Genomic DNA, 25,418 nt, shown 5'->3' on the forward strand with positions numbered 1-25,418 from the left:
TTTTGAGTGTATCTGTTGGATAATTAATCCAGTCACTCCTCGTTTGGGGGTCCTCCATTATGAAAGAGAGAATACTCCAGGAGATAAAGACCAGAGTAAATAGAAAAAGCTGGGAGCTCTGGTTCAGTTCTTTTGATGTGAAGTCGATAGAGGGTAACAAAGTCGTCTTCTCGGTCGGTAATCTTTTCATAAAAGAATGGCTGGAGAAGAAGTATTATTCTGTACTATCAAAAGCTGTGAAGGTTGTGCTCGGGAACGATGCCACTTTTGAAATCACCTACGAAGCCTTCGAACCTCACTCCTCCTACAGTGAACCGCTCGTGAAGAAAAGAGCGGTGCTTCTCACACCGCTGAATCCCGATTACACTTTCGAAAACTTCGTCGTTGGTCCGGGAAATTCGTTCGCTTATCATGCCGCTCTCGAGGTGGCAAAACACCCGGGCAGGTACAATCCGCTCTTCATATACGGCGGTGTGGGACTTGGAAAGACGCATCTTCTTCAATCGATAGGAAACTACGTCGTTCAGAACGAACCGGACCTGAGGGTGATGTACATCACCAGCGAGAAATTCCTGAACGATCTTGTTGACAGCATGAAAGAAGGAAAATTGAACGAGTTCAGGGAGAAATACAGAAAAAAGGTTGATATTCTTCTCATAGACGATGTTCAGTTTCTCATAGGAAAGACAGGTGTTCAGACGGAACTGTTTCACACATTCAACGAACTGCATGACTCTGGAAAACAGATCGTTATCTGTTCGGACAGAGAACCGCAAAAATTGAGTGAATTCCAGGATAGGCTGGTTTCCAGATTTCAAATGGGACTCGTGGCAAAGTTAGAACCCCCCGATGAAGAAACGAGGAAAAGCATAGCAAGAAAGATGCTTGAAATTGAACACGGTGAACTTCCTGAGGAAGTTCTGAATTTTGTCGCAGAGAACGTGGACGACAACCTGCGAAGACTCAGAGGAGCCATCATAAAGCTTCTGGTTTACAAGGAGACAACGGGAAAAGAGGTCGATCTGAAGGAAGCCATCCTGCTTCTGAAGGATTTCATAAAGTCAAACAGGGTAAAAGCCATGGATCCAATAGATGAACTCATAGAGATCGTCGCGAAAGTAACTGGTGCTTCACGTGAAGAGATCCTTTCCAACAGTAGAAACGTTAAAGCCCTCACTGCCAGACGAATCGGCATGTACGTGGCCAAGAACTATCTGAAGAGTTCTCTGAGAACGATAGCGGAAAAATTCAACAGGTCGCACCCCGTCGTTGTGGACAGTGTCAAAAAAGTCAAAGATTCCCTCCTCAAAGGGAACAAACAACTGAAGGCCTTGATCGATGAAGTGATAGGAGAAATCTCAAGGAGAGCCCTGAGGGGTTAACTCCTCGGGAATTCTCCTGAGGGACCATTTCAGAGCGGGTGTTCTGTAGGGATCAGAACCCTCGTCCAGCTTCAAAACCCACTTGCCGTCTCTTCCGGAAAGGTTGAGATAGTATACTTGCTGGAAACCGCCTTCGTCCGTGGAGATCACCTTCAGAAGATAATCACCATCCCTGTACACCTTCTTCACGACGAAAATCTTGTTTTTATCTTTGAACACCTTTCCTTCCAGCTCTTTAAGTTTTTCCCAGGTGACATTGCCTTCGAACACACTGTGAGCCATGGTGTTTTCACCCTCCATCAATCTTTTTACAGTTCCATTTTTTACTTTTCTTGCAACGATCAAAAAGGTCTTTTTTCCTTGAGATTTCCACTTTCTTTCGTAGCGAGTTTCTACATCTCTTTTGAAGTTCTCTTCGAACACATCTACGACAAAATACTCTGAGCTTTCGAAAGTATCCAAAACTTCCCGTGCGTACCACTCTTCATCGGTTGCAAACTCCACCGTGCCATCCATTTCCAGGACGGCAGAGAGCGTTTGCAGAAAATCATAACTTGTGATTCTTCGGTCTTCGTGCCTCTTTTTCGGCCATGGACATGGAAAGTTGATGTAAACCTTCTCCACGCTGTTGTCGGGAAACAACTCCTTCAGACCGAATCTGGCATCTACCTTCACGAGTCGAACATTTTTCAAGTTGTACCTTTTGAACTTTTTCTGTGCTTTCACGAAGGACGTGATGGACACCTCAAAACCAACGAAGTCTTTCTCCGGATGTCTTCTTGCAAGTTCTGCCAGAAATTCCCCGTTTCCAAAACCAATCTCAACCACTATCTTTGCCTTTCTGCCGAATATCTCAGACCAGTCGAGAGGAAATCTGGGAAAGTTTTGAGGCTTCAGTTCGTATTCTGTTACAACCACCTCAGCCACCTCTCCACTTCTATGAGATTCAGTTTTTTCTTCTTCGCGTATTCCACAACTTTTAGATATTCGTCTCTGGTGACAAACCTATCGAGTCCATATTCTTTCGCTCTGTACGCTGGGTAGAACTGCGCCATGATGTTCACAAGTGGTTTCGGCTCCAGCGTTGAAAGCAGATCGATCACACCGAAACTGTCTTCAAGGAAACCGGGAAGAACGAGGTGTCTCACAAGAACTCCTTTTTTCATAACACCATTTCTTATCACCGGTTCTCCCATCTGATCGATCATAACCTTCAGAGCTTCCAGGGCGAATCTTGGATAATCTTTCACACCAGAGAGCTTTTCTCCAAGTTCGGGATCGCTGTACTTGAAGTCTGGCATATAGATATCGACAAACCCTTCAAGAGAAATTATGGTATCGACAGATTCGTATCCTCCACAGTTGTAAACAACAGGAATTTCTTTCTCCATTCTCTCGAAGGCATCGACAATGAAAGGTATCTGGTGAGTGGGAGTCACCAGGTTGAGATTTTCCACACCCATGTCCTGAAGTTCCGTGAATATCCTCAGAAGATCTTCAACAGTGATTTCTTTTCCTATACCAAGCTGACTGATTTCATAGTTCTGACAGTAGACACATTTGAGATTGCAATAGGTGAAAAAGACGGTTCCGCTTCCACCGCGGCCAACGAGTATTCTTTCCTCTCCAAAGTGAGACCCCCAGGAAGAAACGACGGGAGAGTTTGCTACCCCGCAGGCCCCTTTCTCCCCTTTGAGTCTGTTCACTCCACAATTTCTGGGGCAGAGGTCACACCTTTCAAGCTTCTTGTAGAAAAGTTCACTCTTCACAGCCTCTTCAAAAAGTACTCGGCGTCGTCCGCGTACTCACTATCTGGGAAGAATTTTATGAACTCCTCGAAGAGCGAACGAGCAGTCGATGTATCGCCTTTGTAGTAGTAACACAAAGCCCTGTAATAGTAAACGTCATCTTTGAAATAGACGTTGTCTTCTCCAATTTCCTTTATGGCGATTTCAAACCTGTTTATGGCTTCATCGTAGTCCCTTCTCAGGTAGAACATGTATCCCAGAAACCACAGACTCTTTGCCCTCTCTATTCGATCTTCCCGTTCGGGAACGTAAACAACGGACACTGAAGGTTCTTTGTTCGAAGTCTTTGCTATAGCGGATTCAATCTTGGAGAGTCTGGATTCCAGGTTCGTGAGAGCCTCTTTAAGAGATTCAATATTCTCAGAAATGGGACTCATATTCTCCTGCAAGTCAGTGAAATTCTTATCAAGGGAATCGTTTATCCTTCCCAGATTTTCCGTGATGGCAAAGATGTTCGACAAGACATCTTCGATACGCTGTTCGATGGGTTTAATATTTACCGTGCTTTCAGAAGATGGCACGTTTACCTCGATGCGGGAGGGAAGGGTGTAAAAAGCGAGTATTGTTGTGACAAGAAGTGCAACCAAAAGAGAAAGTGTGAACACTTCGAAAACACCTATCTTTCGAGAGGAAACTCTGGTTTCGATCAGAGCAGGGTGCGTTCTGTCAAGGCTTAAAAGAAGCTTTCGATACTTTTCAATCGCTCTCTTCTCGTTTCTCTGGAGGGCGAGTTTGTATCTCAGAGCTATTACTTCCACGAGTTCGGGGTAATCCTTGACGATCGATTCGAGTATGGAGGCAGCTCCCTGAAAATTCTTTCGTTCTATTTCTTTGAGGGCTTCTTCTGTTTCTTTCGAATAGTCTATATTCAGCTGGTTTGTCGCGTACTCGTAATATTCTCTGTATTTCTCCTTGAGTTCATCCGGCAAGTTTTCATAGAGCCTTTTCACAGCCTTCCAGTTCCTGGCAGCGTACTCCACTTCCAGTTCAAGATGAGGAAACTCTTCTGGAAAGAGAGAAAGCAGATTTCTCGCCTCGGTGATTCTTTTCTCACTGATGAGATCCCTCACGATTTTTTCCAGAATGTTCATTCTTTCAACCTCCTTATAGCCTCAGGTATGAGGCGCAGTAACTCGGAAGCGGTGAGTCCTCTTTCATCCTGTTCAAAAAGCTCCGCGGCAAAACCGTGTAGATACACAGAAACCGCGGAAGCTTCGAGAGGGGAAAGTCCCTGTGCCATAAAGCCGGCTATCATTCCTGTCAGAACATCTCCGCTTCCTCCCTTTGAAAGTCCTGTGTTTCCCGTTATATTGAACAGAGTTCTCCCACCATCTGTTACGATGGTGGTGGCAGATTTCAAAACCAGCACGCAGTCGTTTTCTTTTGCAAACTCCTCTGCCAGTTCGTAGTTGTACTTGACGTCCCCAACAGTTTTTTTCACGAGTCTTGCCATCTCCCCAGGATGTGGGGTTAGTACCGCAGGGGATTTTCTCTCCTTCAGAACAGAGATATCCAGAACGTTGATGGCATCGGCATCGATGACAGCCGGTTTTTCGAGTGTTTTCAAAAACTCGTTGACAAACTCCCTCACGTGTTCATTGTTTCCAAGACCCGGCCCGATGGCTACCACATCCACGTCTTTTGATAGCTCCAGACATTCCTGAAGATTCTGCAGGCTGAAGAAGCCTTTTTCTGTATCTATGGGAACGGAAATGAGTTCTGGAAATCTCGAAGTAGCGATCAAACTCTGTGGAAAAGGAACTGCGAGCTTCACAAGACCCGTTCCCACTTTCAAGGATCCCATTCCAGAGAGAACGGGAGCTCCAGAGTACAGTCTGGACCCTGCTATTATCAGCACTTTTCCGTAGGTTCCCTTGTGGGAATCTCTGGGTCTTTCCGGCAGAAGGGAACGAACCATTTCCCGTGTTATCACGTATCGATTGATCGAATCGATCAGATGAACAGGATGACCTATGTTGGCGACTTTGAGCTTTCCTGTGAGATCTCTTCCTGGAAAGAGGATGTGACCTATTTTGGGAACTCCAAAGGTAACCGTGAGATCCGCTTTCACCGCTGTTCCAAGAACCTTCCCCGTGTTCGAATCTATTCCCGATGGAACGTCAACGGAAACAACTATTTTTCCCGATTTATTCACGAGATTTATTATCTCAGCGTACTCTCCCGTGATTTCTCCTCTCAGGCCCGTTCCAAAAATGGCGTCAACCACCACATCGAATTCGTTCAGAATAGAGGGTTTGAATTGTTCCACCCCTTTTCCTCCAAACTTTTTGTAAAGACCGTAGTTGTACTCACAATCGGGAGTTTTTTTCTTTCCAAGAAAGACAACCAAGACATCTTTTGCCACACCGAGGAGGTTTCTGGCCACGACAAAGCCGTCTCCTCCGTTGTTTCCTCCCCCGCAGAGAACCAGGAATCTGTAATCAGAAAGATTTCCAAGTTCCTCCTCCATTGCGAGAACAACGGAAATCCCTGCCCGTTCCATGAGGATTCTCGAGTCCACACCGTATTCTTTTATCGTCAATTCATCGATCTCTTTCATCTCCTGGGCGGTTGCTACTCTCACCCTCATCACCTCTCACTGTAGAGGAAACGGTATATGAGATAGGTCCTCTTCACTTTTTTCAAGTATCTTTTCGCACTGTCCAGATTTCTTCCTTCGTTCAAAGCAGCCGGTCCTACGTTGTAAGCCATGATGGCTTTGTCGAGATCACCGTACAGATCTTTCAAAAATTTCAGATAAACGATTCCATAGATTATGTTTCCCTCTGGACTTTTGAAATCCTCTTCCAGAGAAAACTTCTTTTTCAACCAGACAGCCGTTGAAGGCATGATCTGCATGAGACCAAGGGCTCCCAGCGAAGAAACCGCGTTTCTGTCAAAACTGCTCTCCACCCATATGATACTTTGAATGAGAAGAGGATCGAGATCATCGGAATTTTTGGATATGAAATCGTAATAATCATCTGGGAACAATCTGTAGAGATTCGCTATAAACACAAGAACAAGCAGAAAGCACAGGAAAAAACTCCTCACACCCCGAGTGCCTCCCTGTATATGTCTCTGATCTTCTCGGGAGTGAAGGTACCCGGCGTGTTGGTCAAATGTTTCGCCCTGGAACCCTTTTCGACCCACTTCCCCAGTTCTTCAGAGGAGACTTCCACTTTTTCGTAAAGTCCGAATTCTTTCAGAAATTTCAAAAGACTGCCGCCGAATATGTGGTTCACTGTATTCACCTTTTCTGGAATTTCTTCTTTCATTACCTCCATTACGAATGGTAGTACCATACCTGTCGCTTTCCCGTGTTTTATTCCCTTCTCCGTTGTTAAAGGATAACCCAGAGCGTGCGCCAGTGTAGTTCCGGTCTGTGCAATCACCATTCCAGCAAGGCAGGAGGCCACGAACATCTTTTTTCTGGCTTCTCTGTTTCCTTCAATGGCCTTCGGTAAATTTCTGTATATTATCTTCATGGCTTCGATCGCGAGGGCATCAGAAGGCGGCGTACTCTTTCTGGAAAGGTATCCTTCGACCGCATGGGAAAGCGCGTCGACTCCAGTCGACAAAGTCAGTTCATCTGACATGGAGTAGGTGTATCTGGGGTCGAGAAACGCGTACACCGGGAACATGAGTGTACAACCTCTTTTGTTTCCCTCTGGATCGGTGAGTATGGAATACGGAGTGACCTCACTACCCGTCCCAGCGGTGGTTGGTATCTCCACGACTGGAAGCCAGTGCCTCACTTTTTCTCTATCGTACAGATCTTCGATGGAAAGATCTTTCTCTTTCAAAAGTACGGCCACTGCCTTGGCGAAATCCATGGGGCTTCCTCCACCGAGTCCCACGACAAAATCGAAAGAATCGTTTCTGTATCTCTCAACAGCCTTCATAACGTTGTCAAAGGACGGATTCTCCTCGACTTCATCGAAGATCTCGTAGGATATTCCTGTTTCGTCGAGGAGCTTTTTCAGATCATCGAGAGATCCGTTCTTTTTCGAAGAAGATTTGCCGGTTACTACCAAAGTTCTTTTCCCAAGAAGATCTACTATTCCTCCCCTTTTCTCGAGAATTCTTTCCCCAAAAAAGACATCCGTGGGCATATAGAATTCCCACACGAATTCCACCTCAATTCTCGTAAACGATCTCGTAAGTCACCTTCGAAGAACACTTCAAAATGGCAGAAACACTGCAATATTTTTCCTGAGAAAGCTGAACGGCTTTCTCAACTTTGTCCTTCGGTGGCTCTCCATCGAACCTGAAAATGTACTTCAGATGAACTTTGGTAAATATGCGGGGATGTTCTTCCGCGCGTTCGTATTCGATCTCTATCCTGAAGTCTTTCATCTGATCAATCACTTTCATTTTTCTCAAAATTGAGACCACATCCATTCCAGTACATCCCATGAGCCCGGTGAGGACGAGCTCAAGAGGTCGGGGGGCAGCGTCTTTTCCCCCAACCTCTTCTTTTGCATCCATGAGAACGTCATGATTAGAGTCCGTTTTTACATGAAACATCATGTTCCCTATCCAGCGCGCCTGCATTTTCTCACCTCACACTTTGAACTTCTGAACGAGCGTTGAGAGCTGTTCAGAAAGCTCAGACAGTCTTTCAGCGGCCTGAGAGACCTTTGCGGCAGATTCGGTCTGATCTTCTATGAGAGACTCCATTCTGTTTAGACTTTCCACAACTCCTTCGACTATCTTTGTGACGTTGTCCATAGCGCTTGCCATTTCTTCTGCAGCCGCTCCCTGCTCCTGCGCAGTGGCAGCTGTGTTCTCTATCATGCTGTTGATCTCTTCTATCCTTCCAAGGATCTCCCTGAATCTCTTTGTGACTTCTTCTCCCATCACTGCTATCTCGTCCACTCCTTCGAACATCTCTTTCGAGCCGTTCTCCACGTGTTCTATCGTTGCCCTCAAACTGCTCAACATCTTCGCTATGTCTTCTGTCGCCCTCTGGCTCTCTTCTGCAAGTTTCCTTATCTCGTCTGCCACAACCGCAAAGCCCCTTCCCGCTTCCCCAGCTCGAGCTGCTTCTATCGCTGCGTTCAAGGCAAGTAGGTTCGTCTGCTCTGCTATCGAGCTGATCGTGTCCACTATCTCTCCTATCGTCTNGGCTGAGTCAACGAGTTCTCTCAGGTAGTCCCTCTGTCTTTCTGCTGACCCTTTGAGTTTGTTTATGACTCCTCCCACCGCTTCTACTCTCTCTGTTCCTTCTCTTGCCGCTTTCGTCACCGCTTCTGATCTTTCTGTCAGCTCCTGGGTGATCTTTGAGATGTTCTGCGCACTCGCTGCCACTTCTTCTACCCCACTCGTCACTTCTGTCAGAGCACTGCTCATGTTGTTCGCCTCGTCCAGTATCTTCTTGGCTTCTTCGTGCAGGTTCTCTGACATCTTGTGGCTCTCTTCTGAGAGAACTTTTATCTCTTCTGATGCTCCGCTCAGCTCTTTCGAAGCTTCTATGATGCTCACTATCATCTCTTTGAGTGATAGTACCGCTTCTTTCAGGCTCTCTTCTATCTGGGTCAGTTCATCTTTCCCTTTCGCTTCGAACTCTACTGTCAGGTCCCCTTCTCCGAATCTCTTCACTTTCTCTACCTGCTGCCTCATTCTCTTCACTACCGGCATCATCGAAACAAACAGCACCGCAAAGATCACTCCGCCAAACACTACATACGTCACTATCGTCCCAAGGGTCGCTTTCCTTCCTTCTGCAAGAAGTTCATCCAGGTACCCCGTCGAGAAGATGTAGAAGTCGTATCCGGGCACTTTCTCCCATACGGTGTATTTCTTCTCTCCGTTGTATTCGTACTCTACGTATTTCTCTCCACCACTCTTTGCTTCCTCGAATGCTTTCTCAAAGCCACCTAGTTCCTTCACGTCTTTCATGAAGTTTCCCATGTCTTTGTGAATCAGTACCTTTCCGTCGCTTGTGACAAGAAGCCCGTAGCCGCTCTCTCCCAGTTTTCCTCCTTCTGCCACCGTGCGCCAGAAATTCTTGTTTTGAGAAAGATCTATCACATAGCCCACCGCACCGAGCGTACCCGCACCGAACACACCTAGCGGAGCTAAAACAACGAGGGCGGGTTTACCTTCAAAGACATCCGAGGTAACTAAATATGGATTTTGCGAATTCTTAACAAGATCCATATATTTTTGATAGATGGTCGAAGAAGAATCAATCTGCTCCAATCCATCAGCTTTAGCAATGTAGCCAGAACCCGTCATCTCCTCGAGTGTAACCCCAGCAACGAGTGTATCGGAAGCTTCTTTCACCAGTTTGACCATATTGGAAGCCATGGAATAGGTATCGAGGAGCTGTGCTTCCATGGACTGGGTCAGAGCAACTGCCCTTTCTACGTACTTGTTCAATTTTTCGGCAAAATAATTCGAAAGAACCTGAATCTGAACTGTCGCATTCTTTTTGACAGTTTCAACAACCGCACTGGAAACGCTCTGATAAATGAGATAAAAACTAACAAGGAGTCCTGCCAGAACAACCAGTATAACAAGGAAAACCTTCGCACGAAGTGTCATGGCTTCACCCTCCCGGTTTCGATGTTATCAACTTTTATTTTATCAGAGATGTCAACAAAAAAGAAAGGGTACCGGAAACTGCGGGGGTTAAAAACCACCCACTCAAAATCCTTATTAAAACTTTCTTATTTCCCAGATTCATACCCTTTGAGTAACCAGCTCCCAGAACGGCTCCCACAATGGCCTGAGATGAAGAAACTGGGATTCCTATCAAGCTGAAAATCCACACAACCATTGCCTGTGATAAAACCGCTATAAGAGAAGTAAAGTGATCTAATTCTATTAGATTTTCCCCCACCGTCAGCATTACGTTTTTACTGTAGGTGAGAATTCCGATGGCTATACTGATTCCTCCCAGAAAGGCTGCTTGCTCGATCGTCAGGATCTTTCCGGCGAACACTCCTGTTACGTTTGCGACGTTGTTCGCTCCCAAGGAAAACGCACCGTAAGCACCTATGATTCACGCGGAAGTTTTTATTACTCTGTCTTGAATTTGAATGCTGGGAATTCTCCTGAAGAGAAACGAAAGAGCTGGATAGAAGATGAGGCTCAAGAAAAACGCTCCAACTGGTGTTAAAAACCACACAGTAAGTATTTTCGTGAGTGCAGAAAAATCGATTCCACCAATGCCCATTACCGTGACATTGGCTCCTATTATACCTCCGACCACAGCTTGAGATGTGGAAACGGGTATTCCAAGTTTTGTCATGATCGTGACTGTGAGGGCACCCGAAAGAACAGCGATACTGGAGAGAAGTAAATCGGAAGTGCTCAGAGAACTGATATTCTGAAGTCCCCTCGCTCCTCCAAGAACAGAACCCAGAATCACGAAAATGCTCGCCACTATGGTGGCCTTTCTGTAAGGAATGAGCCCAGATCCCACGAAAGGACCGAAAACGTTCGCCGCATCGTTGGCGCCCAGCGACCAGCCCAGAAAGAGAGAAGGCAAAAGGAGTACAAACACTACGACCCCTCCTGTGGTGTGTTTTCTATTGTATCACTTTGAACCCTTTTCATGATACATCTGTCTCAAACAATGAAGACTAGGAAAACCCAACAGAACTTCATATAATCTTAAAAATAAGGTACCCATTTAGGAAAGAAATTAGAATCTTCTCTTAACCTGTTACATTTAAAATGTACCATGGAGAACGAAAGTTGACCCCCCTATCCCCCTTGAGATACACCCCCCACGGCCTTGGCGGGCTCGAAAGAGCCCGCATTTTTTTGTATAAAAACCCCGCCAAATGTGGCCCGATGTGATAGAATTTACACAGCAAATATCATATTAAGGAGGGATACTCATGGTAGATATTGGCACCTTGATCTTTCAAATTTTCTGGATGATCTTCATTTTTTCACTCATTACGCCTTTTCTCAAGAATTCTGCCCTCAAATCAGCCAGAGAAGCTTTGATAAGAGAAATTGAAAAAAAGAGAAACAGCCGTGTGATCACACTGATTCACAGGACGGAATCCATCAGTTTCCTCGGCTTTCCAGTGCGCAGATACATAGACATCGAAGATTCCGAAGAAATTCTGAGAGCTATTAAGCTAACTCCTCCCGATATGCCCATAGATCTCATACTACACACACCAGGCGGACTCGTTTTAGCGGCGGAACAGATTGCCAGAGCTTTGAAAATGCACAAAGGAAAAGTAACGGTTTTTGTTCCACACTATGCCATGTCCGGCGGAACATTGATAGCTCTCGCTGCCGACGAGATCATCATGGATGAGAACGCTGTTCTGGGGCCTCTCGATCCCCAGATAGGAAACATGCCCGCTCCCTCCATTCTCGCCGCCGTGAAAAAGAAAGATGTGAACGAAGTGGACGACCAAACGCTGATACTGGCAGACATAGCGGAAAAAGCGATCAGACAGGTGAAAGAGTTCGTGGTGGAAATTCTTTCAGACAAAGTGCCAAAGGAAAAAGCTGAAGAAATTGCCGATAAACTCTGCAGTGGATACTGGACACACGATTATCCGTTGAACTACGAAAAATTGATAGAGATGGGCATACAGGTGAAAACGGACATGCCTCAGGAAATATATGATCTCATGGATCTTTACAAACAGGCTGAACCTAAGAGGCCGTCGGTGAACTACATACCGGCTCCCTACTACAATAGAAAGGAGATGGGTAATGGGAATAGATGAGCTCTACAAAAAAGAGTTTGGAATCGTAGCAGGTGTGGATGAGGCGGGAAGAGGGTGCCTCGCAGGCCCTGTTGTGGCGGCCGCTGTCGTTCTGGAAAAAGAAATAGAAGGAATAAACGATTCAAAACAGCTTTCCCCTGCGAAGAGGGAAAGACTTTTCGATGAAATAATGGGGAAAGCAGCTGTTGGTATAGGAATTGCCTCTCCAGAGGAAATAGATCTTCACAACATATTCAACGCCACAAAACTCGCTATGAATCGAGCACTGGAGAATCTGTCCGTGGGACCATCATTTGTACTCGTTGACGGGAAAGGAATCGAGTTGAGAGTTCCCGGTACATGCTTAGTGAAGGGAGACCAGAAAAGCAAATTGATAGGAGCAGCTTCCATTGTTGCGAAGGTCTTCAGAGATAGATTGATGAGCGAGTTTCACAAGATGTATCCCCAGTTTTCCTTCCACAAACACAAAGGTTACGCAACAAAAGAACACCTGAACGAAATCAGAAAGAATGGAGTTTTGCCCATCCACCGGATGAGTTTTGAACCTGTTTTAGAACTTCTGACCGACGATTTGCTGAGGGAGTTCTTCGAAAAAGGCCTCATCTCCGAAAATCGATTCGAACATATAAAGAATCTTCTGGAGGCGAAAAAGAGTGTGGTTTTCCGGAAAGAAAGAACAGACCATAATCTCCCTCTTTTTTAAACACATCGACAAAGTCGAAGAAACTCTGGAATGCGTCTTCAAACTCTTAAAAAAGTATCTTGAAGATGCTGACGATATCGAGTCTCTTTATCTTCGGGCACAAAGGCTTGAAGGCGAAGCCGATCGATTACGCCGAAAAACAGAGATGGAAATGTACAGTGGAGCGTTCCTGCCGAATTTTAGAGGAGACCTTCTTGGTTTGATTGAATCCGTAGACAAGGTGGCGAACAAAGCCGAATACGTGGCGGATTTGATTGTTCTTCAAAAACCAGAAGTTCCCCACCAATTGAAGGATCTCATTCTGATGCAGATGGAATACTCTCTGAAGGCCTACGAATCCCTGAAAAGTGCTCTCAGATTTTTGTTCGAAGATCTCGAGAGAGTTGAAGAGTTCGTTCTTGCCGTGGAGAAATACGAACACGAAGAAGATAATGTGGAGCGAACAGCTCTCAGGAAGCTTTTCGAGATGGACATCGAAAGTTGTGTAAAACTCGAGTTGAAAGAGTTGATAAGGAGTATAGGGGACATAGCCGACAGAACGGAGGACGTATCTGATAGAGCAGAAATCATTCTTCTGAAAAGGAGGTTCTGAAGTGAAAGAAGCGGAGTTTCTCTTCGAAGAACTCGTTTCCATCATGGAAAAGCTCCGGTCTGCTGAAGGATGTGAATGGGACAGAAAGCAAACCCACGAGAGCTTGAAACCGTATCTCATCGAAGAATGCTACGAGTTGATCGAGGCGATAGACGAAAAAACGACGATATGATGAAAGAAGAACTTGGTGATGTGTTGCTCCAGGTGGTGTTCCACGCACAGATAGCCCGAGAAAGAGGTGCTTTCACCATTGAGGATGTGATACGAACTCTCAACGAAAAATTGATCAGACGACACCCACACGTTTTCGGAGACAGTCCGGGGTACTCGTACAAACAATGGGAAGATATAAAAGCCCAGGAAAAAGGAAAAAAGAAATCCTCGAGGATTGGTGAAATAAACCCGCTCGTTCCCGCTCTCTCGATGGCAAGAAGAATTCAGGAGAACGCTTCACAAGTGGGGTTTGACTGGAAAGATCCGGAAGGAGTCTACGAGAAGATAGAGGAAGAGTTGAAAGAGCTGAAGGAGGCAAAAGATCCCGGAGAACTGGAAGAAGAATTCGGTGACCTGCTGTTTTCGATAGTCAATCTCTCGAGGTTTCTGAACGTTGACCCCGAATCGGCTCTGAGAAAGGCCACAAGAAAATTCGTCGAAAGATTCAAGAGGATGGAGGAATTAATAGAGAAGGACGGTCTGGTTCTTGAAGAGCTTCCTATTGAAAAGTTAGATGAATACTGGGAAAAGGCGAAGGGAGGAGATGAAGAATGAGAAAGTTGATCTTCGTGATTCTGGTAGTACTGGGAATCAGCCTCTTCGGTCAGGCGACAACCACATCCAGCACAGTCGTTGCTATTGTCAACGGGAACCCCATCACCTCTGATTTGCTCGAACTCGAAGCGGATATAGACGGAATCCTGAGAAGCATTGCACAGATCGATTTGAGATTTTTCAACGTTCTTACAGGCACCGAAGAAGGTCTGAAATTGCTGTTGAAATACAAGCAAGAAGTTCTCAACTCTTTAATAGACGATCTTCTTGTTCAGCAACTTGCGGAGAAAGAAGGGGTCGGAGTAAGCGACGAAGAGGTAAAGAAAGAAGTTGAGGCAAGGCTAAAAGAAACAGTTGAAACCATGGGAATAACTCTGGAAGACCTTGACAAGTTCCTTCAGAGAGCTGGATACGGTGATCTCGAATCTTTCAAAAAGAGATTGCACTGGCATATGAAAACACAGCTTTCACTCCAACGACTCCAGGAGAAAATCACTCAGAACGCAACCGTCACACTTGAAGAAGCGCAGAACTACTACAATCAAAACAAGGAAACCTACAGGATACCTGCCGCTGTTCACCTCTACAGAATTACCACTGAGGATAAGAGTAAAATGGATGAGGCACTCTCAAAGATCAGAAAAGGAGAAGACTTCCTTGAAGTTGCAACTCAGGTGGCAACTGGTGGGGATCTTGGCTGGATTGAAGAAGGAAAGTTGGAAAAAGACATCGAGAGCGTGATCTTTGACGCTCCGGAGGGAGCTATTCTTGGTCCTTTCGAGTCTGAAGGTAAATTCGTGCTCTACAAAGTCGTAGAGAAGAGATCTTCTTCCTACAAAAAGTTCGAAGAGGTTAAACAGGAGATCATGGATAAATTGCTCGCGGATAAGAAGAATCAGCTGTGGAACGACTGGTTCAATAAGGTGTTCGAGGAATTCAAGAAGAACAGCCAAATAGAGATAAAACTTGGAGGGAGTCAGGGATGAAACTCAAGACGAAAACGATGGAGTGGTCGGGAGATTCTCTAAAACTCCTCGATCAGAGAAAGCTTCCATTCATTGAAGAATACGTGGAGTGTAAAACACACGAGGAGGTTGCACACGCCATAAAGGAGATGATCGTCAGAGGAGCTCCTGCCATAGGAGTCACTGCAGCGTTCGGATACGTCCTGGGACTCAGAGATTACAAAACGGGAAGTTTGACGGACTGGATGAAACAGGTGAAAGAGACTTTGGCCAGAACAAGACCCACGGCTGTGAACCTGTTCTGGGCACTGAACAGGATGGAAAAGGTGTTTTTCGAGAACGTTGACAGAGAGAATCTCTTCGAAATCTTAGAAAACGAAACGTTGAAGATGGCGTATGAAGATATAGAAGTCAACAAAGCGATCGGAAAGAACGGTGCTCAGCTCATAAAAGATGGATCGACCATCCTCACTCACTGCAACGCGGGGGCCCTTGCAACTGTAGACTACGGTACTGCCCTTGGAGTGATAAGAGCAGCAATGGAATCAGGAAAAAGAATCAGGGTGTTCGCAGATGAGACAAGACCGTACCTTCAGGGAGCGCGGCTCACCGCCTGGGAACTCATGAAAGACGGTATAGAAGTCTATGTCATCACCGACAACATGGCCGGATGGCTGATGAAGAAAGGGTTGATCGATGCCGTTGTGGTTGGAGCGGACAGAATCGCTCTGAACGGTGACACAGCGAACAAGATAGGAACTTATTCTCTGGCCGTTCTTGCTAAGAGAAACAACATACCGTTCTACGTTGCAGCTCCCGTCTCGACGATAGACCCAACTATAAAGAGCGGGGAAGAAATACCCATAGAGGAAAGAAGACCGGAGGAGGTAACTCACTGTGGTGGGAACAGAATAGCTCCGGAGGGAGTAAAAGTTCTGAACCCCGCTTTCGATGTCACAGAAAATACCCTCATAACGGCAATAATCACGGAAAAAGGTGTGATCAGACCTCCTTTCGAAGAGAACATAAAGAAGATACTCGGGGTGTGATTTTTGGAGACCATATTCAGTTTTCTCGAGGAAAAATTCCTTGCGTGGATGTGTATTTTCACGAGGTTTACGGGATTTTTTTGATCGCTCCTTTCTTTTCCGAGAGAGCGTTCCCTGTTGAGGTGAGAGTGTTTCTGGGACTGTTCACGAGCTGGTTGATGCTTTTCACAGTTGATGTATCCATACCCTTGAACACACCTGTTTTGAGTTTCACTTTGAATCTGTTTTTCAACTTTCTCGTTGGGTTCGGAATCGGTTTTATCGTTTATCTTTTTCTTCAGGCGTTCAACGGGGCGGGATACATCTTTGGTTTTCAAATCGGATTCGGAATGGAAGAAGTGCTGGCTTTCGGTGAAGAAGAAACAAACCCCACGGGAGAATTGGTTTATTTTATAGCCCTCACTGTTTTTGTGCTGATAAAGGGACCTGTTCTCGTGTTCGAGGGCTTGAAGGATTCAATCGATGTCTTCCCCGTGAATCTCACAGGTGTTGCGGACGGGTTCTTCTCCTACGTCGTGGAAAGATCGAGTGACTTCTTTGTGCTGATCCTGAAGATAGGAGCACCAGTTATCGCTTTCATGCTCATCATAAGCATCGTTCTCGGTATCGTTTCGAGGCTCATCCCACAGATGAACGTTTTCATGGTTGGATTGCCCCTGAAAGTGATCATTGGGGTTATATTGATTCTGGGGATGTTACCGATATGGGCGGAAGTGGCTCAGAAGATTTCAGCGCTCAGCTGGAACGCTATTCAGGAACTTCTTGGGAAATAGAGCTCCTGCTCTTTGCCGAAGCAGAGAGAACAGAGCGCGCCACTCCCAGAAAAAGAAGGAGAGTAAGAGAAGAAGGTAGAGCTCCCGTATCCAGGGAGCTCAACATGGCCGTCACCTTTCTCGTGTTCGCTTTAGCGCTGAAGATCTTTGGATATCAGGGTGTAGAGAGGATCACAGAAGACGTTCAGGCCTTTCTCTCGTTTGAAGAAACAGAGGATTTACTCGTGAATGCAGTAAACACTTTTAAAGACGTGCTTTTGATCATAGGAGCCTTTGTGGTCTTCTCCATGGTCGCAGGTGTTATGATTGGGGCCCTTCAAACGAGATTTTTGTTTGCTCCGAAAGCGTTGAAACCGGACCTCAACAGAATCAACCCGATAGAAGGTTTTAAGAGATTGTTCTCACTCAGATCACTCGTGGAACTTTTGAAGTCTGTCCTTAAAATCGCCATCGTGGGGATCGTGGTCTACCAGGTCTTGAAAAACAGATGGGACGAAATGATTCTCTTAACAGAAATGAACGTGAACGACGCCTTTGCTAATTTCTGGGACATCGCATCCGAGATCACGTTGAAAAGCGGAATGGTCCTTCTCGCTCTTGCCGTTTTCGACTACTTCTACCAGAGATGGGAATTCGAAAAGAGCATCCGCATGACGAAGCAGGAAGTGAAGGATGAACTGAAAGAAATGGAAGGAAATCCCGAGATAAAGCGAAGACAAAGACAGATGATGTATGATATCCTACGAAGAAGAATGATGGAAGAGGTCCCGAAGGCGGATGTCGTGATCACCAACCCCACTCACTTCGCTGTTGCTTTGAAGTACGATCCAGATACGATGAACGCACCAGTTGTGGTAGCGAAAGGTGTGGATCATCTGGCACTGAAAATAATAGAAATCGCAAAGGAGAACGATGTACCCGTTTTGAGAAATCCGTCTCTTGCGAGGGCTCTATACTATAAGACGGAGATAGGTGAAGAAATTCCGGTAGAATTTTACAGGATAGTGGCGGAGGTACTCGTTTACGTTTACACGAAAAAGGGCGTGAGAATTTGAAGAATGTGGATATAATCGTTTCTCTGATGATAGTCGCTATCGTTCTTTTGATGGTGCTTCCTGTACCGGACAGGATGCTGGATTTCTTCCAGATCCTGAATATAACTCTTTCCATGATCATACTGTTTTCCACCATGTACATAAGAAACGCCCTTGAACTCTCTTCATTTCCAACACTACTTCTTGTGGTGACCCTGTTCAGACTCGGCCTCAACGTAGCCTCAACAAGGCTCATACTCCTTGAGGGTCCAAAGTTCCAGGGACGGGTTATAAGAACCTTCGGGGATTTTGTTGTGAAAGGAGATTACGTCGTTGGTCTCATCGTCTTTTTCATCCTCGTCATTATCCAGTTCATCGTCATCACCAGGGGTGCGGAGAGAATAGCGGAGGTAGCTGCAAGATTCACTCTCGACGCTATGCCCGGAAAACAGATGAGTGTGGATGCCGACCTGAACAGCGGATTGATAACCGAAGAAGAAGCGAGGAAAAGGAGAGAAGACATCAGAAGAGAAGCGGACTTCTATGGAGCCATGGACGGTGCGAGTAAATTTGTGAGAGGGGATGCCATAGCGAGCATCATAATCGTTTTTATAAACATAATCGGTGGACTTCTGATAGGCATGCTCAGACATGGGATGAGCCTTGCAGAGGCTGCGCAGGAGTACGTGATTCTCACCGTAGGAGATGGCCTTGCGGCACAGATCCCGGCTCTTCTCGTTTCAACCGCCACCGGTATAATCGTATCCAGGGCCGCATCCAAGGAAAATCTCGGGAAAGATCTTGTCACGGAACTTTCGAGAGAAACAAAAGTACTTCTTCTCACCGGTGGAGTGCTGATTTTTCTGGGAATCTTCACTCCTATACCGTTCTTCAGCGCCATTCTTGGTGGAGCGCTGATCTTTCTTGCGATGTACACCTCCAGAGCCGTTCCTCAAGAAGAGCTGGTGGGACCTGCTCCTGCAGAAAGACCCGGTGGGCCTGTTCTATCTACACCTGAAGAGGTTTCTGAGATCATACAGAGCGATACCGTTGAGGTGGAGATCGGCTATGGACTGATACCGCTCGCCGATCCATCACAGGGAGGAGACCTCCTCGATAGAATCACTTCCATCAGAAAACAGCTCGCGTTCGAGCTGGGACTCGTCGTTTCCCCCATCAGGGTGAGGGACAGCGTTCTTTTAAAACCCAATGAATATTCCATAAAGATCCGTGGAAGTGAAGTTGCGAGGTACGAGCTCGTACCCAACAGGCTCCTCGCCATAAATCCAGGGACTGCTAAGGAAAAGATTCCCGGTATTCCAACCAGAGAACCAGCGTTCAATCTGGAAGCATACTGGATAGAAGAGTGGAGAAAGGAAGAAGCCCAGCAAAAAGGTTACACGGTCGTGGATCCACCAACTGTGTTCGCCACGCACCTTTCTGAAGTTCTGAGGAGACACGCCGATGAGCTCCTCGGCTTCAAAGAGCTCGAACTTCTTATAGAAGGACTGAAAGAGAAGTTTCCCAAGCTGGTGGAAGATCTCATATCAGATGTTTTGAAACCCGCTGAAGTCAAGAAAGTGCTTCAGAGACTTCTGAAGGAAGGGGTGTCCATTCGAAACCTTCCAACGATCTTTGAAATTCTACTTGAGAGTGCTGAGAAAAGTAAAGATATAGACTACCTTGTGGAAAGTGTGAGAAAGGCACTGAAACGTCAAATAGCTTCGATGGTCCGCTCCGAAGACGGGAAGATACACGCGATCGTTCTGGAGAGGGACCTCGAACAGAAACTCCTGGAGTCGCTGAAAGAAATAGGAGAAGAAAGGGAGCTCCTTCTCAACCCTGAAGTCTCAAGAGAACTGATGAACAAGATTTCAAACGAACTGGGAAATCTGATGAAAAAAGGCTATCAACCTGTGATTGTGTGTTCGGCAAGGGTCAGACCTTACTTCTCCAGATACGTAATGCGAACTATCCCGGGTGTTTCTGTGATCTCTTACGATGAAATACCCGATGACTACACCCTTCAAATTGAAGGTGTGGTGAAATTATGAAGATAAAAAAATACGTTGCTGAGAGCATCAGAGAAGCGATGATCATGATAAGAAGAGAACTGGGGGAAAACGCCGTTATTTTGAGTTCTCGAAGAATAAAAAAGGGGGGATTCTTTGGAATAGGTGGAAAAACGTACTTCGAAGTGACAGCTGCGGTTGAGGAAGAGAGAAAGAGAGAGGAAAACACGAGTTACAGACTCCAGGAAATACTCGTAAAGAATCGACAGAGTTCGAACGATAATATCAAAGGGGAGTTCGATGAGATAAAAAGGACGATAAACGAGATAAAGCAGATGCTTGTAACTGAAAAGAGGCAGACTCTACCAGAAGGGCTTTCAAAAATTCTTTACGGTATGGAGAAACAGGAAATTCTCCCAGAGATCAGATACAAGCTGATAGATTTTCTGAGAATGAAGTTTGGAGATCTGGATCCGAATTCGAACGAGACTTTCAAGATTCTGTCGGAGCAATTCGCAAACCTTGTGAAGACAAATGCACCAGATTTCAAAAACGCGAAAGTACTCTTTGTGGGAACAACAGGTGTGGGGAAAACAACTTCACTCGCCAAACTTGCAGCCCGTTTCAAGATAGACGAGAAAAAACGCGTCGCTATACTGACGCTTGACACGTACCGGATAGCAGCGGCAGAGCAGTTGAAGATATATGCGGATATCATGGATATTCCCATGAAGATCGCCTACACTCCAAAAGAAGCGGAATACGAAATGATGGCTCTGAAAGATTACGATATCGTTCTTGTGGATACAGCCGGGAGAAGCCATCAAAACGATCTTCAGATGAGCGAACTCAGAGCACTTTCGGAAGCTGTAAAACCAAACATCACTTTTCTGGTAATTTCTATGAACTACAAACTCGATGACGTGAAAAGAATCGTTGAAAGATTCTCCACCGTGAAACCAACTCACATCATTCTCACCAAAATGGATGAAACATCGGTTTACGGAACATTCGTGAACATATCGGAAATCACGGGACTTCCCATTGCGTTCGTTACAAACGGACAGAGGGTCCCCGATGATATATTCGAAGCGAACCCTATGGAGCTTGCCAGGATTGTCGCCGGTGAGGTGTTGAATTATGCCAGATCAAGCGGAACATCTGAGAAAGACTGAACCGAATATAATAAGTGTTCTCAGCGGTAAGGGCGGTGTTGGAAAGTCCGTGATAGCTGTCAACCTTTCCCTTGCTCTTAAAGAGAAAGGGTTGAGAGTACTTCTGTTCGATGCCGACGTGGGATTTGGAAGTGTCGAGATCCTTCTCGGTTTCATGGCCCCCAAGACCCTGAAAGATTTCTTCAAGTCAAATGTGAGGATAGAAGACATCGTTTTTGAAACAAAATACGGTGTGGATGTTCTCAGTTCAGGAATAGACATAGAAGATCTCATTCTTTTCAATTTGAGCGATCGCCTGCGCTTCTTCGACGAGTTTGCCAGACTTCTCAAGAAATACGATTACCTCGTGATAGATTTTCCACCGGGGTACAACGAAAACCTGGATGAGTTTTACATTCAATCAGACTTCCCCATTCTCGTTACCACCCCAGAACCAACCTCGATCATAAACACCTATACTCTGATAAAGCTTCTTTCGGTAAAAGGAATAACACCCGAAGAGATATTTCTGGTGATGAACATGGCTAGGAATATGAAAGAAGGAAGAATGGCAGCCGACAGATTGAAAAGGGTGGTCGAAAGGTTCGTTGGTTTTACGATAAAAAACTACTTTGTGATAAAAGAAGATCAGGTCGTACAGAAGAGTGTGTCTTCACAGGAGCCGTTTGTACAGTTTCACAGTCATTCACAGCCATCCCTTGCCATCTACGGTCTGAGAGAAAAGATCTTGAAGGAACCCGTTCAAAAGAAAGGTTTTCTGAGCAAGATAAGACAGATGCTGGGAATAGGGTGAGAAAGAATGGAGTACTACACAGAGCTCGTAAATGCAAAGGACGTGATAAAACCAGGTCAAAATGTGATCGTAGAGGTTTCTGCGCCGGAGGATCTGGAAGGTCAATACAAGAGCAGTGTGCACGACGTGGACTTTGAAAGGGGAATCCTCACTCTTTCGATGCCGAGTTTTAAAGGAAGATTGGTCCCACTTCCTCGCGGAACCAGGTGTACTGTGATGATACTGGACAGCTCTGCGATCTATGTTTTCAGGACGAGTGTGCTTGAAAGTGGTAGAGACGAAGACGGCTTTCCGGTGACAAAAGTACCGTTTCCCGAAAGATTGAGGAAAATTCAAAGAAGGAGATTCAAGAGAATAAAGATATTTCTCGAAGGAACGTACAGGGTCGCTTCGAGAGATGAACCACCGAAAAGATTTGTGACGAAGGATTTCAGTGCCGGTGGTATGCTTATGGTAGCTGAAGATATCCTGACGCCTGAACAGATCATATACGTTACACTCGAACTGGACGAAGATCTAAAACTCAAGGATCACCCAGCGAGAATCGTGAGAGAAGCGGGCATCCTCGAAACGGGAGAGAGAATGTACGGCGTAGAATTTTTGAACGTTTCCCCGGCTTTGGAGAGAAAACTGGTTAGCTTTGTCTTCAAGAAAGAAATAGAGATGAGAAACAAGGAAAGGAGTGAAAGCGAATGAAGATCTCAGAAAGACAGAAAGATCTTTTGAAAGAAATAGGAAACATAGGAGCCGGAAACGCTGCCACGGCGATTTCTTACATGATAAATAAGAAGGTCGAAATCTCCGTTCCAAATGTAGAAATTGTACCTATCAGTGATGTCATATTCGTAGCGAAAAATCCTGAAGAAATAGTCGTCGGTGTGAAAATGCCTGTAACTGGAGAAATAGAAGGAAGTGTACTTCTCATAATGGGAACTACTGTTGTGAAGAAAATACTCGAAATTCTGACAGGCCTGGCTCCCGACAATCTGTTGGATCTCGATGAGTTTTCCGCTTCGGCGCTTCAGGAGATAGGGAACATAATGTGCGGTACTTACGTTTCAGCTCTCGCGGATTTTCTTGGTTTCAAGATCGACACACTTCCCCCACAGCTTGTCATCGACATGATATCTGCCATATTCGCAGAAGCTTCCATAGAAGAGCTGGAAGATAACTCGGAAGATCAGATAGTGTTTGTAGAAACGCTTCTGAAGGTGGAAGAGGAAGAGCCTTTGACATCCTACATGATGATGATACCAAAGCCGGGATATCTGGCCAAGATCTTCGAAAGGATGGGGATTCAGGAATGAAAAAAGTCATCGGAATAGGAGAATACGCGGTTATGAAGAATCCTGGAGTGATTGTGACCATTGGGTTGGGATCCTGCGTTGCTGTATGTATGAGAGATCCTGTGGCAAAAGTCGGAGCCATGGCACACGTTATGCTTCCAGACAGCGGCGGAAAAACGGACAAACCCGGCAAATACGCGGACACGGCTGTAAAAACGCTGGTGGAAGAGTTGAAGAAAATGGGAGCAAAGGTGGAAAGACTGGAAGCAAAAATAGCGGGCGGAGCCAGCATGTTTGAATCTACGGGGATGAACATAGGAGCGAGGAACGTAGAGGCTGTGAAAAAACATCTGAAGGATTTTGGAATCAAACTACTGGCGGAGGACACGGGGGGGCAACAGAGCAAGGAGCGTTGAATACAATATTGAAACTGGAAAGCTTCTCGTGAGAAAAGTAGGTGGTGGTGAACAATTAGAAATAAAAGAAATTTAGTGTGGGACAAGGAAAGTATGATAAGAAGCTTGCTTCCGTTTATAAAGAGAACAGCTGAGGATTTGGCACAGACCCTACCTCCAAACGTGGAGGTAGATGATCTGATTCAGGAAGGAATCGTCGCAGCCCTGTCTTCTCTGGAAAGATACGATCCATCAAAAGCGAGTTTCACAACGTTCATAATGAAAAGAGTGAAAGGTGCCATGTACGACTATTTGAGAAAAATAGACTGGATGCCGAGGAATCTGAGAAAAAACGTGAAGATGATCGAAAGAGCGATATACGAAAGCGAGGAGTTTCCATCCGATGAAGAGATAGCCAGAAAAACCGGTCTTGAATTGAAGGAAGTCGTTCGTGCAAGAAACGAGATGATGAGGAAGCAACTTCTCATGATAGATGCGATGGAAGACGAAATCGTTCTGAAAACAGAGGGGCCAGACGAAAACGCGTACCGTGAACTTCTGGTGGAGGAGATGAAGAAGGCAATAGAAAAACTCTCGGACAAAGAAAAGCTGGTTCTGTCTCTCAGATTCGAAAAGGATCTATCTTTGAAAGAGATAGCGAAAGTACTGGATGTTTCTGAATCCCGTGTTTCTCAGATTATAAGTAAGTCCCTTCTGAAAATAAAGAAAGAAGTGATGGGCGATGATCAGGCCGGTTGACTTCCAGGGATTTGTCGTGAAGGGTGTGGAGTCTGTTCAAAATGTCTCTCAATCGTTGAACCAGCAAACACTGGTTCAGCAGGCTCTTTCCCAACATCTATTACATCAGATTCAAAGAGAACAGAGTTCAGTTAAAGAGAGCAACACAACTGAAAGAGCGGAAGTGAGAACTTCCACAGAAGGAAGGCAAAGGGGTTTCTCGCAGGCTAAAACACACTCTTCGCTGAAAAAGAAAAAAACGTCAATAAAAGAAGAAAACAAGGGGTTGTTCATGGACGTGAGAACATGACAATAGCATATCTCGATTCAAGAAAGATAGAGGGAAAGTTCATAGGTGGGCTCCTTTCAGTCGATGAAAGAGGAATCCCTGTGGAGTTCAAGTACACAGATCCAGTGGTTCCAAACGAACTCCAGAAAATTCTCTACGGCAGTTCAATCGACACTTATTTGAAGGGAGAACTGATTGCCAAAACGCTGCTGAAGAAAATGGAGAAAAAACCGGATTTCGTTTTTGTACACGATCCGGAGTTGCTGGAAGTGGACGACAGGCTTCTTCTGATCGCAGAAAGAACTGAAAAATTAGAAACCCCCACCCGTGTGTCTGAAGAGGAAGTTCTTCTGCCGTTCAAAGGATCCTCAGTGAAAATTGTGGGAAAAGTATCCGATGAAGACATGAAAAAACTCGCTGATCTTCTGGAGACCTTCGATGTTATGGAACCGTTTCAGAGGCTGGAAAGGGCGCTGGAGTATCTATGTTCGGAAAAATAGTTGTGCTGATAAAGAAATGGATAGAGGGTTTTCTTCTTGAATTGAAAGGGCCTTCTGTTGAAGAAGCAGATACTTCTTTTCAACTTCCAGACGTAAGAGAACAGCCTTTCCAGAACAAGGTGAACGTTTTCTCTCTAAAAGAAGAAACAACGGTTCACGAGGGTACAACAAACCAGCAACAGATCTCTATAAAAGAATGTTCCCTTGAGAATGAAATACGATGTAAAACAGGAACTCCAGAAATTCTAATCTCCGGAATTCACCTTTTTAACCCTGAACTCTCGGACGTATCGTTCCACAGCGAAAACGTTCATTTCATAGTAGATGCGAAAACGATCCCGTCTGAAGAGATGGATGTTTTCTCAAATACCGACATTCCAATCTTGTGGAGAATGAGAGTAAAAAGAGAGGTGCTCGTCGACAGAAAAAAATAGAAGGAGCACTG

The 25,418-nt window shown here is 45.5% G+C and carries 25 protein-coding genes and 3 pseudogenes; 19 read left to right on the plus strand and 9 right to left on the minus strand.

What is annotated here, in order from left to right:
* The first annotated feature begins 59 nt into the window (after nucleotides 1–59).
* Nucleotides 60–1,382, plus strand: coding sequence for a chromosomal replication initiator protein DnaA (gene dnaA / locus CELL2_RS00005; RefSeq protein WP_038034090.1), 1,323 nt, complete (start codon nucleotides 60–62; stop codon nucleotides 1,380–1,382).
* On the opposite strand, the gene trmB is transcribed toward dnaA, so the two are convergent.
* From trmB to CELL2_RS09865, 9 genes and pseudogenes are all read right to left on the minus strand, one after another.
* Nucleotides 1,359–2,300 carry a tRNA (guanosine(46)-N7)-methyltransferase TrmB gene (trmB, locus tag CELL2_RS00010; RefSeq protein WP_038034087.1) on the minus strand — a complete coding sequence of 314 codons (942 nt, stop codon included), beginning with the start codon at nucleotides 2,298–2,300 and terminating at the stop codon, nucleotides 1,359–1,361. The genes dnaA and trmB overlap by 24 nt on opposite strands.
* Nucleotides 2,291–3,151, minus strand: coding sequence for a radical SAM protein (locus CELL2_RS00015; protein WP_038034085.1), 861 nt, complete (start codon nucleotides 3,149–3,151; stop codon nucleotides 2,291–2,293). The genes trmB and CELL2_RS00015 overlap by 10 nt, the downstream gene beginning before the upstream one ends.
* Nucleotides 3,148–4,281 (minus strand): tol-pal system YbgF family protein, encoded by a 1,134-nt coding sequence (locus tag CELL2_RS00020; RefSeq protein WP_038034082.1) that lies wholly within the window; start codon nucleotides 4,279–4,281, stop codon nucleotides 3,148–3,150. Before CELL2_RS00020 ends, CELL2_RS00015 begins: the two co-directional genes overlap by 4 nt.
* A complete protein-coding gene (locus tag CELL2_RS00025) occupies nucleotides 4,278–5,780 on the minus strand; it encodes an NAD(P)H-hydrate dehydratase (RefSeq protein WP_200877814.1) in 1,503 nt (500 codons plus the stop codon). The genes CELL2_RS00020 and CELL2_RS00025 overlap by 4 nt, the downstream gene beginning before the upstream one ends.
* Nucleotides 5,780–6,244 (minus strand): lytic transglycosylase domain-containing protein, encoded by a 465-nt coding sequence (locus CELL2_RS00030; protein ID WP_012310265.1) that lies wholly within the window; start codon nucleotides 6,242–6,244, stop codon nucleotides 5,780–5,782. The genes CELL2_RS00025 and CELL2_RS00030 overlap by 1 nt, the downstream gene beginning before the upstream one ends.
* Nucleotides 6,241–7,320, minus strand: a complete 1,080-nt coding sequence (locus CELL2_RS00035; protein WP_038034194.1) for an iron-containing alcohol dehydrogenase family protein — start codon at nucleotides 7,318–7,320, stop codon at nucleotides 6,241–6,243. Before CELL2_RS00035 ends, CELL2_RS00030 begins: the two co-directional genes overlap by 4 nt.
* Before the next feature lie 10 nt (nucleotides 7,321–7,330).
* Nucleotides 7,331–7,747, minus strand: coding sequence for an OsmC family protein (locus tag CELL2_RS00040; protein ID WP_012310267.1), 417 nt, complete (start codon nucleotides 7,745–7,747; stop codon nucleotides 7,331–7,333).
* Between the two features lie 9 nt (nucleotides 7,748–7,756).
* Nucleotides 7,757–9,742 carry a methyl-accepting chemotaxis protein gene (locus tag CELL2_RS00045; RefSeq protein WP_039446160.1) on the minus strand — a complete coding sequence of 662 codons (1,986 nt, stop codon included), beginning with the start codon at nucleotides 9,740–9,742 and terminating at the stop codon, nucleotides 7,757–7,759.
* 34 nt (nucleotides 9,743–9,776) lie between these two features.
* Nucleotides 9,777–10,706 (minus strand): annotated as a pseudogene (locus tag CELL2_RS09865) (inorganic phosphate transporter).
* A gap of 340 nt (nucleotides 10,707–11,046) precedes the next feature.
* Here CELL2_RS09865 and CELL2_RS00055 point away from each other — a divergent pair.
* From CELL2_RS00055 to CELL2_RS00140, 18 genes and pseudogenes are all read left to right on the plus strand, one after another.
* The gene (locus tag CELL2_RS00055; protein WP_038034063.1) at nucleotides 11,047–11,901 is read left to right on the plus strand and encodes an ATP-dependent Clp protease proteolytic subunit; all 855 of its coding nucleotides are present in this window, start codon (nucleotides 11,047–11,049) and stop codon (nucleotides 11,899–11,901) included.
* Nucleotides 11,888–12,604: a ribonuclease HII gene (locus tag CELL2_RS00060; protein WP_011942719.1), complete on the plus strand. Its 717-nt coding sequence runs from the start codon at nucleotides 11,888–11,890 to the stop codon at nucleotides 12,602–12,604. The genes CELL2_RS00055 and CELL2_RS00060 overlap by 14 nt, the downstream gene beginning before the upstream one ends.
* Nucleotides 12,555–13,196 carry a TIGR00153 family protein gene (locus CELL2_RS00065; protein ID WP_038034062.1) on the plus strand — a complete coding sequence of 214 codons (642 nt, stop codon included), beginning with the start codon at nucleotides 12,555–12,557 and terminating at the stop codon, nucleotides 13,194–13,196. Before CELL2_RS00060 ends, CELL2_RS00065 begins: the two co-directional genes overlap by 50 nt.
* 1 nt (nucleotide 13,197) lies before the next feature.
* Nucleotides 13,198–13,964, plus strand: a pseudogene (mazG, locus tag CELL2_RS00070) (nucleoside triphosphate pyrophosphohydrolase).
* Nucleotides 13,961–14,950: a peptidyl-prolyl cis-trans isomerase gene (locus CELL2_RS00075; protein ID WP_011942722.1), complete on the plus strand. Its 990-nt coding sequence runs from the start codon at nucleotides 13,961–13,963 to the stop codon at nucleotides 14,948–14,950. The pseudogene mazG and the gene CELL2_RS00075 overlap by 4 nt, the downstream one beginning before the upstream one ends.
* A complete protein-coding gene (gene mtnA / locus CELL2_RS00080) occupies nucleotides 14,947–15,978 on the plus strand; it encodes an S-methyl-5-thioribose-1-phosphate isomerase (protein ID WP_038034058.1) in 1,032 nt (343 codons plus the stop codon). Before CELL2_RS00075 ends, mtnA begins: the two co-directional genes overlap by 4 nt.
* 80 nt (nucleotides 15,979–16,058) lie before the next feature.
* A complete protein-coding gene (gene fliR, locus CELL2_RS00085; protein WP_241208664.1) occupies nucleotides 16,059–16,751 on the plus strand; it encodes a flagellar biosynthetic protein FliR in 693 nt (230 codons plus the stop codon).
* Entirely contained in the window at nucleotides 16,682–17,806 is a 1,125-nt protein-coding gene (flhB, locus tag CELL2_RS00090; RefSeq protein ID WP_038034054.1) for a flagellar biosynthesis protein FlhB, read from the plus strand. Before fliR ends, flhB begins: the two co-directional genes overlap by 70 nt.
* The gene (gene flhA, locus CELL2_RS00095) at nucleotides 17,803–19,839 is read left to right on the plus strand and encodes a flagellar biosynthesis protein FlhA (RefSeq protein ID WP_038034052.1); all 2,037 of its coding nucleotides are present in this window, start codon (nucleotides 17,803–17,805) and stop codon (nucleotides 19,837–19,839) included. The genes flhB and flhA overlap by 4 nt, the downstream gene beginning before the upstream one ends.
* Nucleotides 19,836–20,972 carry a flagellar biosynthesis protein FlhF gene (flhF, locus tag CELL2_RS00100; protein ID WP_011942727.1) on the plus strand — a complete coding sequence of 379 codons (1,137 nt, stop codon included), beginning with the start codon at nucleotides 19,836–19,838 and terminating at the stop codon, nucleotides 20,970–20,972. The genes flhA and flhF overlap by 4 nt, the downstream gene beginning before the upstream one ends.
* Nucleotides 20,938–21,765 (plus strand): MinD/ParA family protein, encoded by an 828-nt coding sequence (locus CELL2_RS00105; protein ID WP_038034051.1) that lies wholly within the window; start codon nucleotides 20,938–20,940, stop codon nucleotides 21,763–21,765. The genes flhF and CELL2_RS00105 overlap by 35 nt, the downstream gene beginning before the upstream one ends.
* 6 nt (nucleotides 21,766–21,771) lie before the next feature.
* Entirely contained in the window at nucleotides 21,772–22,461 is a 690-nt protein-coding gene (locus CELL2_RS00110) for a flagellar brake protein (protein WP_011942729.1), read from the plus strand.
* The gene (cheC, locus tag CELL2_RS00115; protein WP_011942730.1) at nucleotides 22,458–23,072 is read left to right on the plus strand and encodes a CheY-P phosphatase CheC; all 615 of its coding nucleotides are present in this window, start codon (nucleotides 22,458–22,460) and stop codon (nucleotides 23,070–23,072) included. The genes CELL2_RS00110 and cheC overlap by 4 nt, the downstream gene beginning before the upstream one ends.
* Nucleotides 23,069–23,543: pseudogene (gene cheD / locus CELL2_RS00120) on the plus strand (chemoreceptor glutamine deamidase/glutamate methylesterase CheD). The gene cheC and the pseudogene cheD overlap by 4 nt, the downstream one beginning before the upstream one ends.
* The gene (locus CELL2_RS00125) at nucleotides 23,543–24,205 is read left to right on the plus strand and encodes a FliA/WhiG family RNA polymerase sigma factor (protein ID WP_012310273.1); all 663 of its coding nucleotides are present in this window, start codon (nucleotides 23,543–23,545) and stop codon (nucleotides 24,203–24,205) included. The pseudogene cheD and the gene CELL2_RS00125 overlap by 1 nt, the downstream one beginning before the upstream one ends.
* Nucleotides 24,189–24,494 carry a hypothetical protein gene (locus CELL2_RS00130; RefSeq protein WP_011942733.1) on the plus strand — a complete coding sequence of 102 codons (306 nt, stop codon included), beginning with the start codon at nucleotides 24,189–24,191 and terminating at the stop codon, nucleotides 24,492–24,494. The genes CELL2_RS00125 and CELL2_RS00130 overlap by 17 nt, the downstream gene beginning before the upstream one ends.
* Nucleotides 24,491–24,973 (plus strand): hypothetical protein, encoded by a 483-nt coding sequence (locus CELL2_RS00135; protein ID WP_011942734.1) that lies wholly within the window; start codon nucleotides 24,491–24,493, stop codon nucleotides 24,971–24,973. Before CELL2_RS00130 ends, CELL2_RS00135 begins: the two co-directional genes overlap by 4 nt.
* Nucleotides 24,958–25,407, plus strand: coding sequence for a hypothetical protein (locus tag CELL2_RS00140; RefSeq protein WP_235231240.1), 450 nt, complete (start codon nucleotides 24,958–24,960; stop codon nucleotides 25,405–25,407). Before CELL2_RS00135 ends, CELL2_RS00140 begins: the two co-directional genes overlap by 16 nt.
* The last annotated feature ends 11 nt before the right edge of the window (nucleotides 25,408–25,418 follow it).

This window comes from Thermotoga sp. Cell2, from assembly GCF_000789375.1.
GTDB lineage: Bacteria > Thermotogota > Thermotogae > Thermotogales > Thermotogaceae > Thermotoga > Thermotoga petrophila.

Excerpts from the sequence above, each read along its gene's own strand:
- CELL2_RS00135 (WP_011942734.1), top strand. The coding sequence starts at position 24,491 with ATGACAATAGCATATCTCGATTCAAGAAAGATAGAGGGAAAGTTCATA.
- CELL2_RS00130 (WP_011942733.1), top strand. The coding sequence starts at position 24,189 with ATGATCAGGCCGGTTGACTTCCAGGGATTTGTCGTGAAGGGTGTGGAG.
- CELL2_RS00075 (WP_011942722.1), top strand. The coding sequence starts at position 13,961 with ATGAGAAAGTTGATCTTCGTGATTCTGGTAGTACTGGGAATCAGCCTC.
- CELL2_RS00040 (WP_012310267.1), bottom strand. The coding sequence starts at position 7,747 with ATGCAGGCGCGCTGGATAGGGAACATGATGTTTCATGTAAAAACGGAC.
- dnaA (WP_038034090.1), top strand. The coding sequence starts at position 60 with ATGAAAGAGAGAATACTCCAGGAGATAAAGACCAGAGTAAATAGAAAA.
- CELL2_RS00060 (WP_011942719.1), top strand. The coding sequence starts at position 11,888 with ATGGGAATAGATGAGCTCTACAAAAAAGAGTTTGGAATCGTAGCAGGT.
- CELL2_RS00025 (WP_200877814.1), bottom strand. The coding sequence starts at position 5,780 with ATGAGGGTGAGAGTAGCAACCGCCCAGGAGATGAAAGAGATCGATGAA.
- CELL2_RS00110 (WP_011942729.1), top strand. The coding sequence starts at position 21,772 with ATGGAGTACTACACAGAGCTCGTAAATGCAAAGGACGTGATAAAACCA.
- flhB (WP_038034054.1), top strand. The coding sequence starts at position 16,682 with ATGGGCGGAAGTGGCTCAGAAGATTTCAGCGCTCAGCTGGAACGCTAT.
- cheC (WP_011942730.1), top strand. The coding sequence starts at position 22,458 with ATGAAGATCTCAGAAAGACAGAAAGATCTTTTGAAAGAAATAGGAAAC.
- CELL2_RS00140 (WP_235231240.1), top strand. The coding sequence starts at position 24,958 with ATGTTCGGAAAAATAGTTGTGCTGATAAAGAAATGGATAGAGGGTTTT.
- mtnA (WP_038034058.1), top strand. The coding sequence starts at position 14,947 with ATGAAACTCAAGACGAAAACGATGGAGTGGTCGGGAGATTCTCTAAAA.
- CELL2_RS00020 (WP_038034082.1), bottom strand. The coding sequence starts at position 4,281 with ATGAACATTCTGGAAAAAATCGTGAGGGATCTCATCAGTGAGAAAAGA.
- CELL2_RS00105 (WP_038034051.1), top strand. The coding sequence starts at position 20,938 with ATGCCAGATCAAGCGGAACATCTGAGAAAGACTGAACCGAATATAATA.
- CELL2_RS00055 (WP_038034063.1), top strand. The coding sequence starts at position 11,047 with ATGGTAGATATTGGCACCTTGATCTTTCAAATTTTCTGGATGATCTTC.
- flhF (WP_011942727.1), top strand. The coding sequence starts at position 19,836 with ATGAAGATAAAAAAATACGTTGCTGAGAGCATCAGAGAAGCGATGATC.